This window comes from Rathayibacter sp. AY1B7, from assembly GCF_002932735.1.
In the GTDB taxonomy this organism is placed as follows: Bacteria; Actinomycetota; Actinomycetes; order Actinomycetales; family Microbacteriaceae; genus Rathayibacter.
In genome coordinates, this window is record NZ_PSWK01000015.1 from 47,569 (window position 1) to 70,930 (window position 23,362).

Consider the following 23,362-nt stretch of genomic DNA (forward strand, 5'->3'; position numbering starts at 1 on the left):
TGCAATGTTCGCTGGCCTCCAGGGGTGGCACCTCCTCATCATCCTCGCCGTGATCCTCCTCCTGTTCGGTGCGCCCAAGCTCCCGCAGCTGGCCCGCAGTGTCGGGCAGTCGATGCGGATCTTCAAGAGCGAGGTCAAGACCATGAAGGACGAGGACGGCACCGAGCGCCGTGAGTCGACCGAGGGGACCACCGGCACCGTCGCCGGATCCACCGGCACGACCACCGGCACCGGCACCACCACGCCGCCCGAGTCCCCGCTCAAGTAATGACGTCCGTGGCACCGAAGAAGCCACGGACGAAGCGGACGAAGAACCCCGACGGGCGCATGTCGCTCGGGGCGCACCTCGTCGAGCTTCGCAACAGGCTCTTCAAGTCGGCGATCGCGATCGTCATCGCGTGCGTCGCGGGGTGGTTCGTCTCGGAGTGGGTCTTCGAGGCCCTCAAGGCTCCGATCTCCGAGGTGGCCTCCACCCAGGGCAAGGAGGCGATCCTCAACTTCCCGACGATCGCCGGTGCCTTCGACCTGCGGCTGCAGATCGCCATCACGGTGGGCATCGTCCTGGCAAGCCCGGTCTGGCTGTACCAGATCTGGGCGTTCCTCGTCCCGGGCCTGACCCGCAAGGAGATGCGGTACGGCCTCGGCTTCATCCTCACCGCCATCCCGCTGTTCTTCGCGGGCTGCGCGGCCGGCTGGTTCGTGTTCCCGCACATCGTGGAGCTCCTGACGAGCTTCACCGGCAGCAACGCGGCGAGCTTCCTCGACGCCAAGATCTACTACGAGTTCGTTCTCAAGCTCGTGCTGGTCGTCGGCATCGCCTTCGTGCTGCCCGTCTTCCTGGTGCTCCTCAACTTCCTCGGCATCCTCCCCGGCATGCTGATCCTCAAGTCGTGGCGCATCGCGATCATGGCGATCGTGCTCTTCACGGCGATCGCGACCCCCGCGGCCGACCCGATCTCGATGTTCCTCCTGGCCATCCCGATCATCTTCCTGTTCTTCCTCGCCTGCGGGATCGCGATCCTGCACGACCGGCGCGCCGCCAAGCGCCAGCTGGTGTTCGACGGCAGCCCCTCCGACCTGCCCGCGTGACCGGACCGTCTCCCGCCGAGCGGTTCGCCGCGTTCCGGACGCGCCAGGGCCACGCGAGGGTCGAGGCGTTCCGCTCGACCCTCGCGTTCGACCTCGACCCCTTCCAGTACGAGGCCTGCAGCGCGCTCGACGACGGCCACAGCGTCCTCGTCGCCGCGCCCACCGGCGCCGGCAAGACCGCGGTGGCCGAGTTCGCGATCCACCTGGCCATGCAGGACCCCACGGCCAAGGTCTTCTACACGACGCCGATGAAGGCGCTGAGCAACCAGAAGTTCCAGGAGTTCGTCGAGGACTACGGAGCCTCCGAGGTCGGCCTGCTGACCGGCGACTCGAACGTCAACGCGCGCGCCCGCATCGTCGTGATGACGACCGAGGTGCTGCGCAACATGCTGTACGCCGACTCGGACCTCCTGCGCGACCTCGCCTACGTCGTGATGGACGAGGTGCACTACCTCGCCGACCGCTTCCGCGGCGCCGTCTGGGAGGAGGTCATCATCCACCTCCCGCAGCGCGTGCGGCTGGTCTCGCTCAGCGCGACCGTGTCGAACGCCGAGGAGTTCGGCGACTGGCTCCAGACCGTCCGGGGCGAGACCGAGGTCATCGTCTCCGAGGAGCGGCCCGTCCCGCTCGACCAGCACGTCCTGGTGGGCGGCAAGCTGGTCGATCTCTTCGACTCCTCCGGTCGGGCGGCGACGAACCGGGTGAACCCCGAGCTCGCCCGCATGGCCCAGGGCGGCTCCCGGGTCGAGCGCGGCGGCAGGGGCGGCCGCAACGGCCGAGGCGGTCGCGGCCGCTACCCGGAGCAGCGCACCGAGGAGCTCGTGCTGCGCTCGGAGGTCGTCGAGATCCTCCGCGGCAAGAACCTCCTCCCCGCGATCTTCTTCGTCTTCAGCCGTGCGGGCTGCGACCAGGCCGTGCGCCAGGTGCTGCGGTCGGGCGTGCGCCTCACCGAGCGCCACGAGCGCGACGAGATCCGCGCGATCGTCGAGGAGCGGTGCCGGACGATCCGCGACGAGGACCTCGCGGTGCTCGGCTACTGGGAGTGGCTCGACGGACTCCAGCGGGGCGTCGCCGCGCACCACGCCGGGATGCTCCCCGCCTTCAAGGAGGTCGTCGAGGAGCTGTTCCTGCGCCGGCTCGTGCGCGTGGTCTTCGCGACCGAGACGCTCGCGCTCGGCATCAACATGCCGGCCCGCACGGTCGTCCTCGAGAAGCTCGAGAAGTTCAACGGCGAGGCGCGCGTCCCGATCACACCGGGGGAGTACACCCAGCTCACCGGCCGGGCGGGCCGACGCGGCATCGACGTCGAGGGCCACTCGGTGATCCAGTGGCGCGGCGGTATGGACCCTCAGGCGGTCGCGTCCCTCGCCTCCCGGCGGACCTACCCGCTCAACTCCAGCTTCCGCCCCAGCTACAACATGGCCGCGAACCTGATCGAGCAGTTCGGGCGGGTGCGCACGCGCGAGATCCTCGAGTCGTCGTTCGCGCAGTTCCAGGCCGACCGGTCCGTCGTCGATCTCGCCCGCCGGGTCCGCCAGCAGGAGGAGTCGATGGCGGGCTACGTCACGGCGATGCAGTGCCACCTGGGCGACTTCGAGCAGTACGCGGCGATCCGCCGTGAGATCGGCGACCTCGAGCGCCGGGGCGCGGTGCGCGGCGAGTCGGCCTCCCACGCCGAGCGCGAGAAGCGCCAGGGACAGCTCACGAGCCTGCGGCGTCGGATGAAGGCGCACCCCTGCCACGCCTGCTCCGACCGCGAGCAGCACGCGCGCTGGGCCGAGCGCTGGTGGAAGCTGCGCCGCGAGACCGACGAGATCGAGCGCCAGATCCGCTCGCGCACCGGCGCCGTCGCCCGCATCTTCGACCACATCACGGACGTGCTGCTCGAGCTCGGCTACTTCCGCCGGGACGAGGTCGGCGAGCTCTCGCTGACGCCCAACGGTCGCACGCTCCGCCGGATCTACGGGGAGCGGGACCTGCTCGTCGCCGAGTGCCTCCGGAAGCAGGCGTGGACGGAGCTCGATCCGGCCGGCCTCGCGGCGATGGCGTGCTGCCTGGTCTTCGAGCCGCGACGCGAGGAGGGGACGCTCGGCGAGCAGTTCCTGCCCCGCGGCGCGTTCCCCGAGGCGCTGGAGAGGACCCAGCTTCTGTGGGCCCGGCTCGACGACGTCGAGCGGGAGCACCGCCTGCCGGGCAGCAACCCGATCTCGACGAGCCTGGCGCTGTCGATGAACATGTGGGCCAAGGGCATGCCGCTCGACATGGTGCTCCACGAGTCCGACATGGCCGCCGGCGACTTCGTGCGCTGGGCGAAGCAGACCATCGACCTCCTCGACCAGCTCTCCGTCGTGGCCGAGGGCAAGGTCGGCCGCGCGGCCCGGACCGCCCTCGACCTGGTCCGCCGCGGCATCGTCGCGTACTCGACGGTCGCATGACGCCGATCGCTCCTCCGCCCGACGGGCGGACCATTCCGCTGTGGGTGGCGCTGCCCCTCGCCGCCCTCGGCGGCGCCGTGCTCGACCGCGGCTTCCCCGACTCCGACGTCTGGCCGCTGGCGATCGTGGGCGCCGCGGCGATCCTGTTCGCGCTGGCGGGGCGCGGCTTCTGGAGCGGGAGCCTCGTCGGCCTCGTCGGCGGAGCGGTCTTCTGGGGCGTCCACATCGAGTGGCTGACCCTCTACCTCGGCCCGGTCCCGTGGGCGGCCCTCGCCGGCCTGCAGGCGATCTTCTTCGCGCTCTCCGCGGGGCTGATGGCGGTCGTCTCCACGCGCGGCCACCGCGTCTGGACGGGACCGCTCGGCCGGATGGTCGGCCTCCCCGCCCACCTGGGGGCGCTCTGGATCGGGCGCGAGTCGATCACCAGCGTCTGGCCCTACGGCGGCTTCGCCTGGGGCCGCCTCGCGATCTCGCAGTCCCTCGGCCCGCTCTCCGGTCTCGCGGCGTGGATCGGCTTCGCCGGCCTCGGCTTCGTGGTGGCGTTCCTCGCGGCCGTGCTCGCGCAGGCCGTCCGCGAGATGTCCGTCCCGGCCTCCTCTCGCGTCAGCGCTCTCGCGGGCTTCGCCGTCGTGGCGCTGGTGTTCCCCGCCTGGCCGGCACCGACGGAGGGCACGACCCGGATCGCCGCCGTCCAGGGCGACTCCGATGCGGGCCTGTTCTCGCAGAGCTACCGCGGGCAGATCCTCGAGGACCACACCTCGGCGACGCTGCCGATCCTCGACCAGGACGTCGACATGGTGGTGTGGCCCGAGAACGGCGTCGACATCGATCCGACCCGGAACGCCCAGTCGGCCGCCGTCCTCGACTACCTCAGCCGGACGATGGACGCGCCGTTCGTCGTGGGCACGATCACGAACCCCTCGGACGACGTCTTCTACAACAGCTCGCTGCTCTGGAAGGCGGGGGAGGGGGCGACGCAGGTCTACGACAAGGTGCATCCCGTCCCGTTCGCCGAATACATGCCGGACCGGGCGTTCTGGCGGATGTTCGCTCCGGACCTGGTCGACCTGGTGAGCCGCGACTACTCGATCGGCACCCGTCCCAACGTCTTCGACGTGAACGGCGTGCTCGCAGGCATCGCGATCTGCTTCGACATCTCGGACGACGCGCTGACGAACGCGATGGTCGACGGGGGTGCCCAGGTCATCCTCGGGCAGACCAACAACGCCGACTTCGGCCGGACCGACGAGAGCGTCCAGCAGCTCGCGATCGCTCGCCTGCGGGCCATCGAGACCGGGCGCAGCGTGGTCAACATCTCGACCGTCGGGACGAGTGCGATCATCGGGCCGGACGGCGCGACGATCGACTCCCTGACATGGTTCGAGCCGGGTGCCATGGTGGACGAGGTCCCCCTCAGCTCCACCACGACCCCGGCTCTGGTGTGGGCGCGAGACCTCGGCTGGTACTTCCTGGCCGCCGGTCTCATCGGCATGGTCTCGTTCGTCCTCAGGACGCGCGAGCCGCGACGCCGTTCCCGCTGACCGGCGCTACGCGCCGATCTTGTGCTCGCCGCGCCTGGCGCGCAGATAGGCGAGCCGCTCCTCGAGCAGCTCCTCCAGCTCCGCGCGGGTCCGGCGCTCGAGCAGCATGTCCCAGTGGGTGCGCGGAGCCTTCTGCTCGCCCTTGTCCACGACGACCGGCTTCGAGTCCACCATCAGAGTGGCCTCGTGACCGCAGGAGCGGCACTCCCAGGTCTCCGGCGCTTCCGCATCGGCCGAGAACACCATGTCGGTGTCGTGGCCGCAGTTCGCGCAGTGGTACTCGTACGTCGATCGCGGGGAGAAGACGACGCCTTCTTCGCTCTGCAGGCTCTGGGATCCGAGCCGCATTCCTCGCAAGCTTCGATCTGCCATTGTGTGGTCTCCTCTCGCTGTGCTTCCCCAGTGTCAACGTCGTACCTGGAGCTGGTCTTCCCGTCCCTGCCATTGCCAGAGAATCCTCAGGTCGGAGGCGTATTCCGCGGTTCCTGAGGGCGTGGCCGACGGGCGCTGAGGACGGCGTCGACGGCCGCTCGGGCGAGGTCGGTGCGGTCGGTCACGAGCCCGTCGATCCCGAGCGCGAGGAGCTGCTCCATCCGCTCCGGATCGTCAATGGTCCAGAGGTGGATCTCGCAGCCGGTCACCCGCAGCCGGGCGAGGATCCGCGGCTCGGCGACGCGGAGGCCGAGCGCGCGCTCGGGCACCTGGAGCGCGTCGATGCCGTGGAGAGCGAGACGCACGGGGAGGGCGGCGCCGAGGTGGGCGGCGACCAGGGCGACGACGAAGCGGACCGCCGACGCCGAGGTCGCGGCGCCGGGAAGACGGCGGAGGGCCGCTGCTCGACGGATCTCGGAGAACGAGGTGATCAGGACGCGCTCCGCGGCGGCGGCGCCGGACACCGCCGCGACGACCGGACCGATCGCGTCCCGCGACTTCACATCGATGTTGAAGCGCGCGCGGGGGAGTGCGGCGAGGGCCTGCTCGAGAGAGGCGAGCCGGGCGCCGCCCGCCAGTCGGAGGTCGGCGAGCTCCTCCCACCGGGTGGCGGCGACGACGTGGCGGCGGCCGGAGCGGTCGATCACCTCGGCGTCGTGGACGAGCACGGCGACCCCGTCGAGGGAGGCGCGCGCGTCCGTCTCGAGGAGGTCCGCACCCGCGGCGAGGGCGCGCTCGAAGGCGGCGAGCGTGTTGCCCTCGGCCTGCGGGCCGAACCCGCGATGCGCGATCACCCGGGGGGTCGGCCCGCTCAGGGCGAGGGGTCGCTCAGGGGTGCGCATCGCGGACCGGGTCCGTGGCTAGACGGCCGGCGGCGGGGGAGTGGGCGCCGAGCCGGGGGCTCCGTCGGCCGTCGCGGGCGCCACGGGGGCGGACGTGTCGGATCCGGGCTCGACAGGAGTGGAGCCGACGGACCCGGATGCGGCAGGCGCGGACGCCGCAGGCGCCGACGGGGGTGCCGCGTCCTGCGGGCGGACCGCCGGGGCGGACTGGCCGCGCTGGCCGAGCGCGCCTCCGATGCCCTTCAGCGCCTCGGTGAGCTCGCTCGGGATGACCCAGAGCTTGTTCGCGCTGCCCTCGGCGATCTTGGGGAGTGTCTGGAGGTACTGGTACGCGAGGAGCTCGCTGTCGGGGCGGCCCTCGTGGATGGCGTGGAAGACGGTGGTGATCGCCTTGGCCTCACCCTCGGCCCGCAGGACCGCCGCCTTCGCCTGGCCCTCCGCAGCGAGGATCGCGGCCTGGCGCTGACCCTCGGCGTTCAGGATCTGGGACTGCTTGGTGCCCTCGGCGGTGAGGATCACGGCTCGACGGTCGCGCTCGGCGCGCATCTGCTTCTCCATCGAGTCCTGGATGGAGAGGGGCGGGTCGATGGCCTTGAGCTCCACGCGTCCGACGCGGATGCCCCACTTGCCGGTGGCCTCGTCGAGGACGATGCGCAGCTGGCCGTTGATGTTGTCGCGGGAGGTCAGCGCCTCCTCGAGGTTCAGGCCGCCGACGACGTTGCGGAGCGTGGTGGTGGTCAGCTGCTCGACCGCGCCGAGGTAGTTGGCGATCTCGTAGGTCGCCGCCCGGGCGTCCGTCACCTGGAAGTAGACGACCGTGTCGATGGAGACGACGAGGTTGTCCTCCGTGATCACGGGCTGGGGCGGGAACGAGACGACCTGCTCGCGCAGGTCGATCAGCGGGCGGACCCGGTCGATGAACGGCACGACGAGATTGAGGCCCGGCAGCAGGGTCTTGTGGTACTTGCCGAGGCGCTCCACGACCCCGGCGGTGGCCTGCGGGATGATGCGGACCGCTCGGAAGAGGACGACCAGGGCGAAGAGGACGACGGCGGCGACGACGACGATGGTCACGACGGAAGACGGTGTCACGGTGTGCTCCTTTCGGCGGGGACGACGACCGCGGTCGCGCCCTCGATGGCGGTGACGACGACTCTCTCGCCGACTCCGAGTGTGCGGTCCTCGACGAGCGGGGACAGGCGGACGGTCCAGGTCTCGCCGTTGGCGAGCTTGACCTGGCCGGCTCCGGGGCCGGCGAGGACGACGCTGCCGGAGAGCCCGAGGAGAGCGTCCGCTCCGCTGGGGGTGGGATCGCCGCCCCGTTTCAGCAGCCGCAGCAGCGGCGGCCGGACGGTGAACAGCAGGAGGGCGGCGAGGACGGCCGCGACGGGGACCTGGACCCAGAAGGGAGCCCCGACCAGCCCGGTCAGCAGTCCGCCGATGCTGCCGACGGCGAGCATCAGGAACGTGAACTCGAGAGTGATCATCTCGACGATCACGAAGATGAGGATCAGCGCGAGCCAGAGGATCCACGCGTACTGGGTGACAGCGTCCATGCTGTGTGCTCCTTCCCCTCGACGAGCATTCCCAGGCTATCAACGCCCCCCGGACGAGGGCTGGGAGAGGGGGTGCGCCGACGGTCTCGAGGCCCTTGGTAGACTCCTCCGTCGGGCCGTGGCCCGTCATCGTGCCCGATCCGGTCTCCGAGCCGGCGTTCTGGAGGAATACCCGTGTCCAATCCCCTCGCCCCCGGCTCCTTCGACGGCAAGCGCGCTCTCGTCACCGGGTCGTCCCGCGGCATCGGCGCCGACACGGTCCGCTACCTGGCCGAGGCCGGAGCCCGCGTCGTCGTCAACTACCGCTCGAAGGCGCCGCGCGCCGACAAGCTCGTCGCGCAGATCGTCGAGGCCGGCGGCACCGCCATCGCCGTCGGCGCCGATCTCACCGACGCCGACTCGCGCGCCGAGCTCTTCTCCCGCATCGAGAAGGAGTACGGAGGACTGGACGTGCTCGTCCTGAACGCCTCCGGCGGCATGGAGAGCAACATGGGGGAGGACTACGCGATGGTCCTCAACCGCGACTCGCAGGTCGCCGTGCTCGACGCGGCGCTGCCGCTGCTCTCCGAGGGATCTCGTGTCGTGTTCGTCACGAGCCACCAGGCGCACTTCATCCGGACCACGCCCACGATGCCCGAGTACGAGCCCGTCGCGCTCTCCAAGCGCGCCGGCGAGGACGCCCTGCGCGAGCGGATCGGTGAGCTCGCCGAGCGCGGGATCGAGTTCGTCGTCGTCTCGGGCGACATGATCGAGGGCACCATCACCGCGACCCTGCTGGAGCGCGCGAACCCGGGCGCGATCAGCTCGCGTCGCGAGTCGGCCGGCAAGCTCTACAACGTGCAGGAGTTCGCGGCCGAGGTCGCTCTGGCGGCCGTCGAGCCGATCCCCGCGGACAACACCCGCCTCGTCGGCGACATCTCCGACTTCGCCTGATCGCCTTCGCGGAATGACCCCGGCGCGCGGGTCTGCGATCCTCGACGGATGACTCCGATGGACGGCAGCGGACCGGCATCGGGGGAGTCCGTCCGCGCCGACGGGTTCCGCACATCGGCAGCCTCCGGGCGGCGTGGCGACTTCGACAGGGACGGCGAGACGAGCATCCTCCTCGACGCCGTCGCGGTGATGGCGAACTGGAGGAGGCGCTCGCCCTTCCGGTGCCGCGCCTTCCGGCGGACGCCCGAGAGGACCGAGACCTACCGACTGGAGGTGCGGCCCGTCGAGGCGTCGTTCTCCTGCGTCGACGAGCGCACCGGGACGGTCGACGCGTACGACGCCCCGACCGGCCGGTACGTCTCCGGGGGCGAGGAGCGTCCGCTGGACCGATGGCAGCTGCTGCCGGAGCCGCTGGCGGCCCGCCTGGCCTTCCCGCTGAACCTGCCGGTCTGGGGACGGCCGAGCGACGGGTATCGGATGACCGGCGCGTCGATCGACGGCGCGCTCACCGTGATCCGTCTTCGGAACCAGGCCGACGACGGTGTCCGCGGCACGATGACCGTCGATCCGCAGCTGCGGCTGGTCAGGCACATCGACACTCCGACCGAGACGTGCTGGTACGAGAACGTCGAGCCGTGGGTGGAGCATTCGCCGATCCGCTGATGACGTGCCGGACCGTCGGGCGGCCTCGGTCCCGGTCCGTCTGGTCCGTCCACCGTTATCCGATAATGCACATTATGTCAGTTCAGTCGATGTTCCGATCAGCAGGGATGGCGATCGACTGCCCGTTGACACAGACATGTCATTTCTGCCATCGAACATGTCAATCTCCGGACTTGAGCTCCGCGCGCCGGTCTGCGACACGAGACATGTCAGCCGCCCACACGAGCAATGCCGTGCCTCGTAGCGTCGATAAGATCGCGTGGCCGGGTCGATTTTCCGGCATGAGCCTGGGGGTAGCAAGTGATGACGACGGACGCCGACGTCGAGTACGAGACGAAGACAGTCCGCGCTGTTCGCGGAATGGAGTCTCGCACCATCAAGAAATGGGAAGGCGGCGGTTGGAACCTCGTCACCCAGACTCCCGGCAAGCTACAGACTGAGCTCACCTTCCGACGACCGAAGCCGAAGTCACGCCTCTTGCTCTGGATCATCGGTGGCGGGGCGCTCGCGCTCATCTTTGCAACGGTCATCACAATTGGTGTCATCAGCGAGCGGAACGCTGGCACGGCTGAGACTGCCGGGCCCTTACCGAGAGAAACGATAAGCGAGCCCAGCAGCGACCCCTTTCCGGTCCCGGCCGAGGCTGCCACTTCGCCCGAGCCCGAGCCTGAAGAAGTGGTGCTCACAACCGCGACCAGTTCCGAACTCGCTGCGCTCCTGGTACTGAGCGACTACTGCTCCCCCGACATCGCCGCTTTCGCAGCCGCTCATCGTGGCGACACGATCGCCTTTCCTGGATACGTCGGTGCGATGGCGCCGCATAATGGGGCGACTACTAGGTACGACTTCCTGATCGGCGCCGGCGACTTCAGCGAGACCTCTGCGCCTGGTCCCTCGTTCCAGTTCCGTGACGTGAACGCAACTAACGACCTTCGCTGGGTAGGCGCCGCACCGGACTCTATCGGTGTCGGGACGAACCTCAGCATTACAGCGTCGGTCGGTGAGTACGAGCAGAACTCATGCCTCTTCCTCCTCAACCCCGTCGCCACCGCAGCACGTTAAATCTCTGTCTATCCACGCTCGTGGCCGCACGTAAACTTCCTGATTAGATAGCAAAACACCCCGATTCGCAGACAATCGCCGCAAATCTACGGCCACCCCTTGCCCGCCTCGTCAGCGTTCGCGATGCTTCTACCATTGAACATATCGCGAATCGAGGTGAATGGCGTGTACTCTCTCAGGAATCTTTTCCCCGAAGCGCCTTTCGTATGCCGACTTGACGACAGCAAACACGTGCGGAACCTCGACGTGGACCAGTTCACGAAACTTGAGGTGTCTTCGATACGTCTTATCTCGAGATGTCGTTCGCGTCGCGTTGATGGATTGTCTCCACCGATAGCTCCGGGAGTTGCGTGACATCGTTGACGACATTGTCGGCGAGGGCGCGACGGTTGAGTTCGTCAAAGAGGGTCAGATCTACTCCCCCGACACGAACGACGCGCGAACGCTCGCTTATCCGCGAACGTCAGGCAGAGGGCATCCGTGTCGCAAAGGATGCGGATGTGTACCGGGGTCGCGCCAAGAAGCTCAGTGAGCAACAGTTAATTGATGCCCGACGCCTCATAGGCGACGGTGTTCCCAAGTCTCAGGTGGCTCGCCAGCTACGGGTCAATCCGTCGACTCTGTACCGTGCCCTGGCCCGTCCAGATGTCGCGTAGGCGCTCCCGCCCGAACTAGGGACGACGACGCACACCGCTGAGGGATCCGCCGACAACCGAGTGGCGCGAGCTAAGCTCGCTGACCGAGTCTCATCGCGTGTACTGCTTGATCCGAGCGTGCCATGCCTTGAGCCAGGCGACTTCGCCGCGCACCTCGTCAACTGTCGGCGCCACGTAGTTCTCCTCGGGGGCGTTGTCGTGTCGTGCCGCCCAGCTCGAAGTCTTCGCGTACGCGGCTTGGAATTCGTCGTGATCGCCCTGCGTGAACTTCGGCAAGATCTTGAGCATGGTCGGGCGTACTTCGTTCGTTCCTCGATCGACGAGCTCGTTCACGATGTGCAGATTCACGGCACGCTCAAGGCTCTCGGACAGTCGACCCGCGATCTGGGCGGTCCGCTCTGCGTAATCGTCTTCCGACAGACTCTCACGCTCCTTCTTCAACTGCGCGAGATCTGCCTCAAGCTTGCTGATGCGCTCCGGAATATCCTTCGCGGCCCAAGGGAGCTGGTTAACGATGAGACCAGGCTGAGCGCCACCGAAACGTTGAATCGACCGTGTCGTCGTGGCGACGGATTTACTCTTTGCAGCCTTGACCAGTGCGTGCACGAACGTGATCTCGTGCGTGAAGACAATCACCTGTCGCTGACTTGCCAGCTCTGCCAGCCGCTGAGCGACCTTTGACCGCCGCCCCGCGTCGAGCGACGAGACCGGATCGTCAAAAACAACGCCTGATAGCGACTTGTCGAGTTCTACTTCCGTGAGAAATCCCGCCAGACCAAGTGCCGTCTGCTCTCCTTCACTAAGCACCTGATCGACGCCGGCGTTGCGTCGCGATCCCAGCAGACTCGGCTGATGTTCGAGCGCGGCGTTGCGGCCACGTCCGGTTCGAGTGAGGGTGACTCGGCGCAGTTCGAGGCGCTCGGTCTCGCGCGTGAAGTGATCCCGAACTTCCGCTGTGACATATGTCTCGGTCAGCTCCCCACGCTTCGTTGTGATCGCGTTCGTCGCGGTGAGCCGGCGAACGTCTTCAATCATCTTGCGTTCGGCGAGTCGCTTCACCTCGGTCTCGATGGCTGGCTTTGCTTCGCTGAGCGTCTTGGCGTCCTGCAATTCGAGGACCTTCTTGCTCGCCATGCTCAGCGTTTGAGCGAATGTCGACGCGTCGATCTCTCTCGCCTCCGTCGTCAGTGCTTGTGCTCGCGTGCCGGCCTGGTCGCCGATCAAGTCAGTGAGTGCAAGGAGATCAGCGCCTTCCTTCCCATCGAGCCATGCAACCGCCGCCGCAGCTGCGCGTGTCCCTGTTTCAAACCAGCCGAGCACTGAGTGGACGTCTTCGCCAGAGTCCTGCAGTCGGTTGATCGCGGCAGCAACCGCGACTGGCAGAGTCTGAAGTTCGACGAAGAGGTCTCTAAACATCGCAAGTGCCCTGTTGACCGCGTCCGCGTCACGTGACGCTGTGTCCGTGACGAACGCCTCGAATCGAGTGAGCCGGTCGGCGGCCTGCTCGTTCAAGGGCTGCTGGCAGAGCACGCAAACCGCGTCCTGGTTTGTGACTGGAAAGTCATGATCGTGGTACGCGTCGGTAAGAGAGAACTTGCGCGCCGCTTCCCACAGCGCCCGCCAAGTCTCTGAGCCGACGCTAGAAAGGGGCTCGGAGTCGAAGGTTCGAGCGGATGCGATGCGGGCGGCTTCCTGAAGCTGAATGGCCCTCTGCTGCAGCTCTCTTAGTTCGCGCTCCTTACTGTCGCCCAGGGCGGCTTCCACCGCTTTGGCGTGTGCTTCGACCGTCGACCAGTCGCGCCCGAGCGACGTGAGCCGATCCTTCTCCTTGTTGGGGTCGCTTCCCTTGAGCCGAGCCTCCTCCGCGAGCTGCTTCGAAAGCTGCGCGTCGTGATCCTTGGTCAGGTTTGTAGCTTCCGCGATCGACTCCTTGGAGGTCGTTGCTAAGATGCCTGACAGGAACGTCGACGCCCGGGTTCCTGGATGGAGCAACGGTATTTGAGGTCGCTCAGTCTGGTTTGCCCCAAGACGGCGACTGAGTTCAGCAGCGACCGCTTCGCAAGCATCGGATAGTTGGTCCAGAATTGTGAGCGCTGAGGGTCGGTAGTTGGCCTCCGAGGCGGTCGTGACGTATGCGTCACCGCAGTCCTCGTCGTAGAAGCGAATTCGGGACAATTCGGTGCTCTGGTGCTCACCGAGATTCCACGTTTCGGCATTGACTCCAACCTGGTAGTCGAGCTTCGCCGCCTGCGCAGTGTCGACGTCCGAGAAGACGTCACCGAGGAGCTGCGCATCCTTCACGCGTGCTGTGACCGCTTCACGTATAAGCCGAGCGTAGCCCGACTTGCCGCTGGCGTTATTGCCGAAGGCGATCGTAAGCCCCGCGGCACCAAATGAGAGCGTTTGGCCTCCTGTGAGGGCGTTGACGCCCCTGAGATCCGATACCTGAACAAGGCTGACGGGATCGCCTGCCGCCGTCGAGCCAGGAATGTCAGCGGCTTCGACGTTCACGGCAACCGGGTACGTCCCCGCAATCAGTTGATCCGCAATGTTGGATACGTCCTCGGCCGACAATGTCTCGCTTCGGCAGAATCGTGCGACAACGTCCTTTTGCCAGTGGGGACGCGCCGCCAGGAAACTCGCAAGATCCTCATTGAGAGTCATTACTCCCCTCCTGAACTCAGTCTGAGGAAGCGCTCGAAGAACGCCCCGAGCTTCGCCAAATCGTCTTGTGTAGCTCTGCACGTTGGGCTTCGCTCGTCGTCGGCGTCATGGACGCGTACTCCTCTCGCGCCAAAGACGGCGCATGTCTAGCCGCAACCCCGGTGGTTGGCGATGCCTCCCCACGGCCTCAGCTTCGCTGGGCCACCCCGTCTCCGTCGCCATGCGAGGCTGAGCTAGGGGGACTAGTGACTCACTCTATCTATCTGGACAGACGTTGCTGCAGGAGGTGCCGACGGAAATGAGATCTCTGATGACAACGGCTGCGGTTGATGCGGCGTCATCGGACATGACAAACCCCTGATCAGGAGAGCTCGCGACTGACATGCCTAGTGATACCGGGCACCGGCTCCCCTCAACGCTCCTGCGACAGGACGTCATCGATCGCCGCCGCGCTCCGATGGCAGACCGGGCGCTTCGACGGTGAGGCCTCGGATCACCGCGGCGACGACCATGCGCTGCGTGAGTTCGGCGCTGGTGTCCACGGGCCACTGGCTCACCGACCCGACGTGCGCCGCGACGACCGCCTTCGCCAGGACGGCGGACTCGACGGCGGGGACGCGGCCGTGCACGGCGGCGAGGGCGGCGAAGCGCTCGCCCAGCTCGCGCGAGACGCGGTCGTCGTCGATCATCATCCGCTCGGCGAACTCCGGGTCCGCGGCAGCGCGTGCCAGGAGCACCGACCGCAGGGAGAACCACTCGCGGCTGGACGGGAGCGCGTCGAGGAGGGAGCGTACGGCGCCGTCGAGGGTCGCCGCGCGGTGCTCCTCCTGCAGCTGGACGTCGAGGGCCTCCTGCAGGCTCCCCCACACTCTCGCGGCCTGCTCCTCGTGGAGTGCGAGGAAGAGCTGGTCGACGCCGGTGAAGTTCGAGTAGAACGCGCCGCGGGTGAAGCCCGCCTGCGCGCAGATGTCCTCGACGCGCTGGCCGATGGTGCCCGTGCTCTCGAAGAGCTCGGCGGCCGCGGCGAGGAGACGTCGTCGCGTCTCGCTCCTCCGCCGGACCGGAGCCTGCTCGCCTGTGACCACGCCCCCAGCCTATTCGGATCCTTGCGCTGAATGGGCCTTTTCAGTACGTTTCGTTTCCAATGCATACCGTATCGAAAACTGGATTGCCCGAACCTCGACGGCGACGGTCCCGGTGGCTGCCGACCGCGACCGTCGTGCTCATCGGGGCGGTCCTCGCCTGGCTGAACCGGGTGGAGTGGTGGGGGTGGCTCGTCGTCGCGGCGGCCGCGGTCCTGATCGCGGCCGTCTCGAGGAGCTGGCGGCACCGGCACTGGATGCTGCGTACGGCGGCCTGGGTCGCGTCCGCAGGGCTCGTCGGAGCCGTCGCCCTCGCCGCGGGTCCTCTCCCGGCGACGCGGACGCTCGCCGGTCCGCACACCGCCCCGGTCACGACCCGGCAGGGCGACGTCGTCGGTGTGCACGACGCCGCGGCCGGGGTCGACGCCTTCGCGGGGATCCCCTACGCCGCTCCCCCGGTCGGCCCGCTGCGTTGGGAGGCGCCCCGCCCGGCCCCGCAGCGGTCGGCGACCCTCGTGGCCGACGACTTCGGCCCCTCCGCCGTTCAGCCGGAGCCGACGTTCCTCTCCCGAGCGGCGACCCGCGTGCTCGACCTGCCGCTGGAGGAGACGCTCCTCGGCGGGTACGCGACGGACGAGGACAGCCTCCGCCTGAACATCTGGACGCCGGCCGGCGGGGCGGGCGACTCCAGCCCGGTCCTCGTCTACCTCCACGGCGGCGCGTTCGTCTCGGGGTCCGGCGCCCTCCCCGCCTACGACGGCGCGGCGCTCGCCTCCCGGGGCGCCGTGGTCGTCACCGTCGCCTACCGTCTGGGCGTCCTCGGATTCCTCGCCGGTGATGTGCTCGGCGGCGGCACCCCGGGTAACCAGGGACTGCTCGACCAGGTCGCCGCTCTGCAGTGGGTGCAGGACAACATCGCCGCTTTCGGCGGGGACCCAGGGCGGGTGACGGTCGCCGGCCAGTCCGCCGGCTCCGGCAGCGCCTGCATCCTCGGGGCCTCGCCGCTCGCCGCCGGCCTCCTCCACGGGATCATCGGGGAGAGCGGAGGATGCCTGGGGTCGGCGGGAGACCGCGAGGACGGCGACCTCTACGACGACGCCGCCACCGCTCGGGAGGCGGCTGCGCGCCTGAGCGAGGCCCTCGGCGGGGCGAGCCTCGCCGAGATGAGATCCCTGCCGGCCGAGCGCATCGTCGCGGCCGCCGCGGGCCTCTCGCAGCACTGGTGGCCCTCGATCGACAGCGTCGTCCTCCCCGACACGCCGCTCGCCGTCTACGAGGCCGGTCGGCAGAACGACGTCCCCCTCCTGCTCGGCAGCAACTCCGACGAGACCTCACTCGATCTGCTGGGAGGCGTCGACTCGGATCCGGACGCCTATGAGCAGGAGGTGCGCCGGGAGCACGGAGACGACGCGGACCGCTTCCTCGCGCTGTACCCGGGTGCCGTCGAGGACCAGGTCGTCGACTCCCGGCTGCGCGCCGGCAGCGACCGGACGATGACCGCCCCGATGCGGCTCTGGGCGCTGACGGCCGCCCGGACCGGGCGGGCGGGCGTCCACGCCTACATCTTCACGCGCACTCCCCCGGAGAGCGGACTCGAGCGGTTCGGCGCGTACCACGGCGCCGAGGTGATGTACGCGTACGGGAACCTCGGGGCGGACGGCGACGCCGACTACACGGACGTCGACCGCCGGCTCGAGCAGGAGATGACCGCGCGCTGGCTCGCGTTCGTCTTCCACGGCGATCCGGACGCCGCCGGCCGCGAGCGGTGGCCGGCCGTCCAGGAGGATCCGGACAGCGTGCTCGAGTTCGGCGACGTCGTCCGGGTCGCCGGGCGCCCGTCCCCCGACGCGGTCGACTTCTGGCTCGCGGGGACGGGCTGACGCGGGGGCGCTCCTCGCGGCGGAATCCTCCGGTCAGCGGGGAGCCTCCGCTCAGAGCTGCCCGACGAGGTGCGCCTGCCGGCCGTCGCGCGCGAAGACCGGGATGACGGCCAGCGGCGCGTCGGCGACGATCCACTGCCCGCCCTCGCGCTCGGCGCCCGTCGAGAGCTCCGTCCAGCGCGCCCCGGCGGGCAGGTAGACCCGTCGGGAGACGGCTCCGGCGTGCGTGACCGGAGCCACCAGCAGGTCCGAGCCGAAGAGGTACTGGTCGGCCAGATCCCAGGCCTCCGGGTCCCCCGGGAACTCGTGGAACACCGCGCGCAGCACCGGCTGGCCCAGCTCGTGCGCCTCCCGCATCGCCTCCCGCGTGTACGGGCGCAGGGTCTCGCGCAGATGCAGCAGGCGGGTGAGGATCGGCGTGGCCTCCTCGCCGAAGCTCCACACCTCGTTCGCGGCTCCGGTCGCGGCGCGGCGGCTCCCGTCGGCGGCCGTGACCGGGGCCGACGGCGCGCGGTCGCCGTGGAGGCGCATCACCGGGCTGAACGCGCCGAACTGGAACCAGCGCACGACGAGCTCTCGGAAGGCCGGATCGGACGGGTCTCCCCCGGCGAATCCTCCGATGTCGGTCGTGAACCACGGGATCCCCGCGACGCCCATGTGGATGCCGGCCGTGATCTGGTGGCGCAGGTCCGCGAAGGTCGAGTGGATGTCGCCCGACCACACGAGCGCGCCGTAGCGCTGGCTGCCCGCCCACGCGGTGCGGACGAGGTTGACGATCGCGGTCTCCCCGCCCTCGCTCTGCCCCTCGAAGAAGCCGCGGGAGAACGCCTGCGGGTAGAGGTTGCCGACCTGGACGGCGGGGCCGGCGGCGTAGCGGTAGTTGTCGAAGTCGTAGACGCCGTACTCGGGCTCGGCCTCGTCGAGCCAGAAGAGCCGGATCCCGTGCTCGCCGTAGTTGCGCCGGCACGCCTCCCAGACGAACCTCCGGGCGGCGGGGCTCGTCGCGTCGTAGAACGCGCTCGGACCCTCGAACTGCATGTGCAGGTCCAGGCCCCGCTCGGCCTTGACGAGGAGGTTCCCCTTCTTCATCGCGATGTAGTTCTCGGACTCGACCGACACCTGCGGCCAGACCGACACCATCAGCTCGATCCCGAGCTCGCGCAGCTCGGCGACCATGGCCGACGGATCCGGCCAGAACTCCTCCTCGAAGCGGAAGTCGCCCATGTGCGGCCAGTGGAAGAAGTCGGCCACGATCACGTCCATCGGCAGGCCGCGGCGCCGGTGCTCGCGGGCGACCTCGAGCAGCTGCTCCTGGTTCCAGTAGCGCAGCTTGCACTGCCAGAAGCCGAGGCCGTGCTCGGGCATCATCGGGACGTGCCCGGTCGCGTCGGCGTAGGCCCGGGTGATGTCGGCCGGGGTCTCCCCCGCGGTCACCCAGTAGTCGAGCTGCTGGGAGGACTCGGCGGACCACTCCGTGCGATTGGCCGCGAAGGTCGCGCGGCCGATCGCGGGGTTGTGCCAGAGGAACCCGTAGCCGCGGCTCGACAGCACGAACGGGACGCTCGACTGGGAGTTGCGGTGCGCGAGCTCGAGCGTGCAGCCCTTCAGATCGAGGATGTCCTGCTGGTACTGCCCCATCCCGTACAGCTTCTCGTCGGGGGACGTCTCGAACAGCGCGGTCAGCCGGAAGTCGCCGCCCAGGTGCGGACGCTGCTCGCGGGCGCGCAGCTTGAGCGCTCCCCCGCTCCCGAGCTCCCGGAAGAGCAGCTCCCCCCGACGGTCGTAGAAGGAGAGGGAGCAGGAGAGCTCGTGGTAGCCGGTCTGGTACCCGTAGCCCTCCTGCTGCTCGAGGACGACGGTGATGCCGCCGGCGCGCAGCGTCGCCCGCGGTCCCTCGATCGAGACCTCCGGCGCGTGGCGCTCGGGGGCGATCAGCGCCCAGTCGGTGTCGAGGACCTCCCCGGACCGGCGGGCGCGGACCCGGACGCTGTCCCTCCCCCACGGCTCGACGACGACGGTCTCGCCGTCGCCGCGCCAGACGAGGCGGTCCCCCTCGAGCGCGAACGCGTCGGTGTCCATGTGCTCCTGCTTCCTCGAGTCGGGCACGGCGCTCAGTCCTTGACCGCGCCGGCGGTGACCCCGGCGGCGACGTAGCGCTGGGCCACGATCAGCAGCACGGCGGCCGGGATGGAGGCGATCACGGCGGTCGCCATGATCCCGTTCCAGTTGGTGGTGGTCGATCCGATGTAGCGGTAGAGGCCGAGGGTGAACGGCACGATGCTGTTGCCCGAGGTGAGCGAGTTCGCGTTGAGGAAGTCGGCCCAGGCGAACAGGAACGAGAACAGGCCCGCGGTCACGATCGAGTTCCGGCTCAGCGGGATGACGATCGAGACGAAGGAGCGCCAGTTGCTCGCACCGTCGATCCGCGCGGCCTCGATCAGCTCGTCGGGGATGCCGAGCATGAAGGCCCGGAGGATGATCACCGCGAACGGCACGGAGGCGGTCGCGTCGGCGAGGATCAGGCCCGGATAGGTGTTGAGCAGCCCCAGCGCGTTGTAGATCGCGAACAGCGCGGTGACCAGGACGATCCCGGGGATCATCTGGGCGAGGAGGAACACGAACATCACGACGCCGGTCCCCCGCACCCGGAACTTCGCCATCGCGAAAGCGGCGGGCAGAGCGATCGCCAGCGTCAGGATCACGCAGCCGATCGAGATCACGAGGCTCGTGATGAGGTTCGGCAGCTGCGTCGAGAACGCCTGCACGTACCCGTCGAGGGTCGGGTCGCCGGGGAACAGGCTCGGCGGGGTCTGGATCAGGTTCTGCGGCTTGGTCAGCGAGACGTTGACCATCCAGTAGAGCGGGAAGAGGAGGAAGCCGCAGAGCACGATCGCGATGACCACGTCGATCCCGCGGCGCAGCCCTGTGGTGTGCCGGTTCATCCGAGGTCCTCCTTGCGCTGGGCGCGGATGTAGATCACGCCGAAGACGAGGGCGACGATCACGAGGATCTGGCCGGCCGCCGCTCCGACTCCGAACTGCAGGTCGGTGAAGGACTGCTCGTAGGCCCACGTCGCCAGGGTGTGCGAGCTGTTGGCCGGGCCTCCCTTGGTGAGGATCCAGATGACGTCGAACACCTTGATCGTGTAGACGAGGCCGAGGAGGAGCGTGACGGAGGTCACCGGTCGCAGCAGCGGCCAGGTGATGCTCCAGAAGGACCGCCAGCGCGAGGCGCCGTCCAGTGCCGCGGCCTCGTAGAGGCTCTCGGGGATGCCCTGCAGGCCTCCGTGCAGCAGCACCATGTTGAACGGGATGCCCAGCCAGATGTTGGCGATGATGACCGCCCACAGCGAGACGGACGGATCGGTCAGCCAGCCGACCGGCGTGCCGATCGCGGCGTTCAGGATGCCGAACTGCTGGTCGAAGATCCAGCGCCAGGCCGTCGCCGAGACGATCAGCGGCAGGAGCCACGGCAGCAGGATGAGGGAGCGGAACGTCGCCGAGAGGGGGAAGCGGCGGCTGAAGAACAGCGCCAGGGCCATGCCGATCGTGAACTGGCCCACCAGCGAGACCACGGTGAAGACCACGGTGTGCCAGGCGATGCTCGCGAAGATCGGGTCGGTGACGACCGTGACGTAGTTGTCGAAGCCGACGAAGGGGGCGATCCCGGTCACGAAGGACGACGGTCCGAAGTCCTGGAGGCTGAGGACGACGCCGCGGATGATCGGGTAGACGAAGAAGACGGCGAGGAAGATCACCACGGGCGCCATGAAGGCGGCGGCGGCGAGGCGGAGGTGGGAGCGGGGTCGGCGGCGGGCGGGCGGCCTGGTGGCCGCCCCGCCCGCGACCGGCGCCGTGAGCACGGCGGGGTCGGTCATGCGGCCGCTACTTCAGGCTCGCCGCGGCGTCGTCGAGGGCCGCCTGCGGCGTCTTCGAGCCGGTCAGCGACTCCTGGATCGCGGTCCAGAGCGCCTTCGAGGTGTCGGGGTAGGCGACGCCGAGGTCGCTGGTGCGTCCCTGCGCGACCGAGATGGCCTCCACCCACGGCTGGAGCGCGGGGTCCTCGGTCGCCTGCTCGGCGGCCGCGTCGGCGTACGGCATGATGTACGACTGGCCGGCCGCCCAGGCCTTCAGGCTGTCGGGCTGGATGACGCACTGCGCGAACTCCGTGGCGAGCGTCTGCTTCGCGGCGTCGGAGGCGACCACCTCGACGAACTCGCCGCCGAGCGGGCTCGGTGCCGCTCCCCCGTCCTTCGCCGGGATCGGCACGACGCCGTAGTCGATGCCCGCCTCGTCGAGGGCGGAGAGCTGCCAGGTGCCGTTGACCATCATCCCGAGCTTGCCCGCGAGGAACTGGTCGCGGACGTCCTGCTGGTTGGCGTTGACGTTCGCCTGCGAGGCCGAGCCGCTCTTCACAAGGTCGGTCCAGAGTGCGAGCGCCGAGACGGCGTCGTCGGAGGAGATGTCCTCGAGGGTCGCACCGGAGCCCCAGAAGAAGGGCAGGAACTGGAAGGTGCCCTCCTCGGTGCCGATCGCGGAGAAGCCGAGCCCGGTGACGTCGCCCGCGGTGAGGGCCTTCGCGGCGGTGGTCAGCTCGTCCCAGGTCGTCGGCGGAGTGACGCCGGCGGCCTCGAAGAGCGCCTTGTTGTAGAAGAGCGCGAGGGTGTTCGAGCCGATCGACGAGCCGTAGGTCTTCCCGTCCAGCTGGCCGGCGGCGAGCACGTTCGGGAGGACGTCGCTGGTGTCGAGCCCGGAGGCGGCGTTGTCGACGAGCAGGCCGGTGTCGGCGAACTTCGCGACGTTGGGGTTGTCGAGGACGACCAGGTTCGGCGTGGTCTTCGACGCGGCCGACTGCAGGAGCTTGGTGGTGAGGTCGGGGTCGGAGGTGCGCTCGAGGGTGATCCCGGTCGAGGCCTCGCAGCCGGCCAGAAGCTGGCCGTAGGGGGAGGACGCGTCGTACTGGGTGAAGCTGTCCCAGAGAGTGAGCGACTTCGACGAGTCGTCGCCCGCTCCCTGTGCGCTGCACGCGCTGAGGGCGACTCCGGCGATGAGGACGAGGGAGGCGGCGCCTGCGGCCCGTCGGATGCTGTTCTTCACGGTATTCCTCTCTGAATACGGTCGGGACGAGCGGAGCGCTCGCGCCGGGAAGACCCTCCGGGGGCGCCCGCTGAGGCGGTCCGTCCGGAAGTCGTGGCGAGCCTAACCGAGTCGGAGAACCGGTTCAATAGATTTCGGAGAACCGGTTCACCGATCGCCCGGGGAACGCCCCCGGCGACCCGGTCGACGTCAGCCGCGCGCCCGCCGCCACGAGGGGACGACGCCCCGGCTGGTGCCCGGCGAGAAGGGCGCGGTGGTGCCGAGGTCCACGACCACCGCGGGCAGCAGCTCCGTCACTCCCGGAGTCGCGGTGCCGGCGAGCTCGTCGAGCACCAGGTCGACCGCCCGCGAGACCATCTCGTCGCCGGGCAGGTCCACCACGGTGACCGGCTGGTCGGCGTGCCGCATCACCGCCTCCGGGGCGATGGTCATGATCGAGCAGTCCTCCGGGACGCGCAGGCCCAGGCCGCTGAGGCGCTGCAGGAACGGCTCGAGCACGCCCGGCCCGTGCGTGACCACGGCGCTCAGGCCGGGGAGCTGCTCCTGCGCCTGCTCGAACCAGTCGTCGACGTCGTCGGTGCTGGGGATGACGGCGCCCCGCACGCCGCGCAGGCGGCACTGGTCGAGGAAGCCCTCGCGGAACCGCAGGGCGAAGGCGTAGCCGCTCTCGTAGGCGTCGGGGCCCATCCCGAGGACCGCGATCTCGACGTGCCCGAGGTCGGCGAGGTGGTCGACGGCGACCCGCGCCGCGCCGTCGAAGTCGAGGTCGATCGCGCTGAACGGGCTGCCCTCGCCCGGGTAGCCGACCAGCGCGGTCGGCAGGCCGATGCTCGCGAGGACCGGCAGCCGGGGGTCGTCCCGGCGGATGTCCATCACGACGAGCGCATCGGCGAGGACGTCGCGCGCGAGCTCCCCCTCGCCCGTGCCCATCATCAGCAGGTCGAAGCCGCGGGCGCGGGCCGCGTACATCGCCGCCCGCACGAAGCGCATGAAGACGTCGACATCGGTCTGCCGCGACTCCGGATCGACGGAGGCGAAGAAGCCGAGGATGTTCGTGCGCCGCAGCGCCAGGGCCCGCGCCATCGGGTCGGGCCGGTAGCCGAGCCGCTCCACGCTCGCGAGCACGCGCAGGCGGGTCGCCTCCGGGAGCTTCTTGTTGCCGGAGAGCACGTAGGACACCGTGCTGCGGGCCACCCCCGCATCGGCCGCGACGTCGCGAATGGTCACCATGGGCTCAGCGTAGTGAGGGCGCGGCGACGTGAGGGCCCGCCGGCGACCCCCTCGACCGGTGGGCAGCAGCGTGCATACCAGGGCGGTCCGGCCGTCCCGCCGTGGGTGGAGAGCCGTCCGCCGCGAGCCGCGCGACGGCGCCGACGGACGCAGGCCGCGGACGAGCAGTCGGTCACGGTTGCGCGCGGGTCCGACGGGCAC

Annotated in this window: 20 protein-coding genes; 9 read left to right on the forward strand and 11 right to left on the reverse strand. The window is 69.1% G+C overall.

All coding sequences use genetic code 11. From position 1 onward, the window contains the following. The first annotated feature begins 4 nt into the window (after positions 1-4). Genes tatA through lnt form a run of 4 tightly spaced genes read left to right on the forward strand, consistent with a single transcriptional unit; the run spans position 5 to position 5,065 of the window. Positions 5-268, forward strand: a complete 264-nt coding sequence (gene tatA / locus C5C95_RS09870) for a Sec-independent protein translocase subunit TatA (protein ID WP_104222022.1) — start codon at positions 5-7, stop codon at positions 266-268. Further along, entirely contained in the window at positions 268-1,089 is an 822-nt protein-coding gene (gene tatC / locus C5C95_RS09875) for a twin-arginine translocase subunit TatC (RefSeq protein WP_374952911.1), read from the forward strand. The genes tatA and tatC overlap by 1 nt, the downstream gene beginning before the upstream one ends. Beyond that, the gene (locus C5C95_RS09880) at positions 1,086-3,524 is read left to right on the forward strand and encodes an RNA helicase (protein WP_104324337.1); all 2,439 of its coding nucleotides are present in this window, start codon (positions 1,086-1,088) and stop codon (positions 3,522-3,524) included. Before tatC ends, C5C95_RS09880 begins: the two co-directional genes overlap by 4 nt. Further along, a complete protein-coding gene (gene lnt, locus C5C95_RS09885; RefSeq protein ID WP_104324338.1) occupies positions 3,521-5,065 on the forward strand; it encodes an apolipoprotein N-acyltransferase in 1,545 nt (514 codons plus the stop codon). Before C5C95_RS09880 ends, lnt begins: the two co-directional genes overlap by 4 nt. Positions 5,066-5,071: 6 nt before the next feature. Here lnt and C5C95_RS09890 read toward each other — a convergent pair whose 3' ends face one another. From C5C95_RS09890 to C5C95_RS09905, 4 genes are all read right to left on the reverse strand, one after another. Further along, positions 5,072-5,437, reverse strand: a complete 366-nt coding sequence (locus C5C95_RS09890) for an RNA polymerase-binding protein RbpA (protein ID WP_068207052.1) — start codon at positions 5,435-5,437, stop codon at positions 5,072-5,074. An 86-nt stretch (positions 5,438-5,523) separates the two neighbouring features. Further along, positions 5,524-6,339: a glycerophosphodiester phosphodiesterase family protein gene (locus C5C95_RS09895; RefSeq protein WP_104324339.1), complete on the reverse strand. Its 816-nt coding sequence runs from the start codon at positions 6,337-6,339 to the stop codon at positions 5,524-5,526. An 18-nt stretch (positions 6,340-6,357) separates the two neighbouring features. Further along, positions 6,358-7,413, reverse strand: coding sequence for an SPFH domain-containing protein (locus C5C95_RS09900; protein ID WP_374954314.1), 1,056 nt, complete (start codon positions 7,411-7,413; stop codon positions 6,358-6,360). Between the two features lie 14 nt (positions 7,414-7,427). Beyond that, positions 7,428-7,895, reverse strand: a complete 468-nt coding sequence (locus tag C5C95_RS09905; protein WP_104222034.1) for an NfeD family protein — start codon at positions 7,893-7,895, stop codon at positions 7,428-7,430. A 174-nt stretch (positions 7,896-8,069) separates the two neighbouring features. On the opposite strand from C5C95_RS09905, the gene C5C95_RS09910 reads away from it, so the two are divergent. The 4 genes from C5C95_RS09910 to C5C95_RS18005 all read left to right on the forward strand — a co-directional run bounded on the left by C5C95_RS09910 (position 8,070) and on the right by C5C95_RS18005 (position 11,209). Further along, a complete protein-coding gene (locus tag C5C95_RS09910; protein ID WP_104222036.1) occupies positions 8,070-8,828 on the forward strand; it encodes an SDR family oxidoreductase in 759 nt (252 codons plus the stop codon). Between the two features lie 48 nt (positions 8,829-8,876). After that, entirely contained in the window at positions 8,877-9,491 is a 615-nt protein-coding gene (locus C5C95_RS09915; protein ID WP_146087069.1) for a hypothetical protein, read from the forward strand. Between the two features lie 303 nt (positions 9,492-9,794). Next, positions 9,795-10,553 carry a DUF4839 domain-containing protein gene (locus C5C95_RS09920; RefSeq protein WP_146087070.1) on the forward strand — a complete coding sequence of 253 codons (759 nt, stop codon included), beginning with the start codon at positions 9,795-9,797 and terminating at the stop codon, positions 10,551-10,553. Positions 10,554-11,053: 500 nt separating this feature from the next. Continuing rightward, positions 11,054-11,209, forward strand: a complete 156-nt coding sequence (locus tag C5C95_RS18005; protein WP_219814750.1) for a helix-turn-helix domain-containing protein — start codon at positions 11,054-11,056, stop codon at positions 11,207-11,209. 90 nt (positions 11,210-11,299) lie between these two features. Here C5C95_RS18005 and C5C95_RS09930 read toward each other — a convergent pair whose 3' ends face one another. Then, on the reverse strand, positions 11,300-13,873 hold the full coding sequence (locus C5C95_RS09930) for an AAA family ATPase (RefSeq protein WP_104324344.1): 2,574 nt from the start codon (positions 13,871-13,873) through the stop codon (positions 11,300-11,302). A 434-nt stretch (positions 13,874-14,307) separates the two neighbouring features. Beyond that, positions 14,308-14,958: a TetR/AcrR family transcriptional regulator gene (locus tag C5C95_RS09935; protein ID WP_104222038.1), complete on the reverse strand. Its 651-nt coding sequence runs from the start codon at positions 14,956-14,958 to the stop codon at positions 14,308-14,310. An 83-nt stretch (positions 14,959-15,041) separates the two neighbouring features. Here C5C95_RS09935 and C5C95_RS09940 point away from each other — a divergent pair, with 83 nt between their 5' ends. Further along, positions 15,042-16,835 carry a carboxylesterase/lipase family protein gene (locus tag C5C95_RS09940; RefSeq protein ID WP_219814751.1) on the forward strand — a complete coding sequence of 598 codons (1,794 nt, stop codon included), beginning with the start codon at positions 15,042-15,044 and terminating at the stop codon, positions 16,833-16,835. Between the two features lie 51 nt (positions 16,836-16,886). Here C5C95_RS09940 and C5C95_RS09945 read toward each other — a convergent pair whose 3' ends face one another. The 5 genes from C5C95_RS09945 to C5C95_RS09965 all read right to left on the reverse strand — a co-directional run bounded on the left by C5C95_RS09945 (position 16,887) and on the right by C5C95_RS09965 (position 23,161). After that, on the reverse strand, positions 16,887-18,914 hold the full coding sequence (locus tag C5C95_RS09945) for a TIM-barrel domain-containing protein (protein WP_104324346.1): 2,028 nt from the start codon (positions 18,912-18,914) through the stop codon (positions 16,887-16,889). Positions 18,915-18,946: 32 nt separating this feature from the next. Then, positions 18,947-19,777 (reverse strand): carbohydrate ABC transporter permease, encoded by an 831-nt coding sequence (locus C5C95_RS09950; protein ID WP_104222044.1) that lies wholly within the window; start codon positions 19,775-19,777, stop codon positions 18,947-18,949. Further along, positions 19,774-20,712, reverse strand: coding sequence for a carbohydrate ABC transporter permease (locus C5C95_RS09955; RefSeq protein WP_104225253.1), 939 nt, complete (start codon positions 20,710-20,712; stop codon positions 19,774-19,776). Before C5C95_RS09955 ends, C5C95_RS09950 begins: the two co-directional genes overlap by 4 nt. A 7-nt stretch (positions 20,713-20,719) precedes the next feature. Continuing rightward, complete coding sequence (locus C5C95_RS09960; protein ID WP_104222048.1) at positions 20,720-21,931, reverse strand: extracellular solute-binding protein; 1,212 nt, start codon at positions 21,929-21,931, stop codon at positions 20,720-20,722. A 189-nt stretch (positions 21,932-22,120) separates the two neighbouring features. Next, positions 22,121-23,161, reverse strand: coding sequence for a LacI family DNA-binding transcriptional regulator (locus tag C5C95_RS09965; RefSeq protein ID WP_104222050.1), 1,041 nt, complete (start codon positions 23,159-23,161; stop codon positions 22,121-22,123). Positions 23,162-23,362 lie beyond the last annotated feature (201 nt).

What these genes read in the sequence shown, in the direction of transcription:
- lnt (WP_104324338.1), top strand. Translation starts at nt 3,521, where the DNA reads ATGACGCCGATCGCTCCTCCGCCCGACGGGCGGACCATTCCGCTGTGG.
- C5C95_RS09915 (WP_146087069.1), top strand. Translation starts at nt 8,877, where the DNA reads ATGACTCCGATGGACGGCAGCGGACCGGCATCGGGGGAGTCCGTCCGC.
- tatA (WP_104222022.1), top strand. Translation starts at nt 5, where the DNA reads ATGTTCGCTGGCCTCCAGGGGTGGCACCTCCTCATCATCCTCGCCGTG.
- C5C95_RS09920 (WP_146087070.1), top strand. Translation starts at nt 9,795, where the DNA reads ATGACGACGGACGCCGACGTCGAGTACGAGACGAAGACAGTCCGCGCT.
- C5C95_RS09930 (WP_104324344.1), bottom strand. Translation starts at nt 13,873, where the DNA reads ATGACTCTCAATGAGGATCTTGCGAGTTTCCTGGCGGCGCGTCCCCAC.
- C5C95_RS09955 (WP_104225253.1), bottom strand. Translation starts at nt 20,712, where the DNA reads ATGACCGACCCCGCCGTGCTCACGGCGCCGGTCGCGGGCGGGGCGGCC.
- C5C95_RS09950 (WP_104222044.1), bottom strand. Translation starts at nt 19,777, where the DNA reads ATGAACCGGCACACCACAGGGCTGCGCCGCGGGATCGACGTGGTCATC.
- tatC (WP_374952911.1), top strand. Translation starts at nt 268, where the DNA reads ATGACGTCCGTGGCACCGAAGAAGCCACGGACGAAGCGGACGAAGAAC.
- C5C95_RS09965 (WP_104222050.1), bottom strand. Translation starts at nt 23,161, where the DNA reads ATGGTGACCATTCGCGACGTCGCGGCCGATGCGGGGGTGGCCCGCAGC.
- C5C95_RS09895 (WP_104324339.1), bottom strand. Translation starts at nt 6,339, where the DNA reads ATGCGCACCCCTGAGCGACCCCTCGCCCTGAGCGGGCCGACCCCCCGG.
- C5C95_RS09905 (WP_104222034.1), bottom strand. Translation starts at nt 7,895, where the DNA reads ATGGACGCTGTCACCCAGTACGCGTGGATCCTCTGGCTCGCGCTGATC.
- C5C95_RS09945 (WP_104324346.1), bottom strand. Translation starts at nt 18,914, where the DNA reads ATGGACACCGACGCGTTCGCGCTCGAGGGGGACCGCCTCGTCTGGCGC.
- C5C95_RS09890 (WP_068207052.1), bottom strand. Translation starts at nt 5,437, where the DNA reads ATGGCAGATCGAAGCTTGCGAGGAATGCGGCTCGGATCCCAGAGCCTG.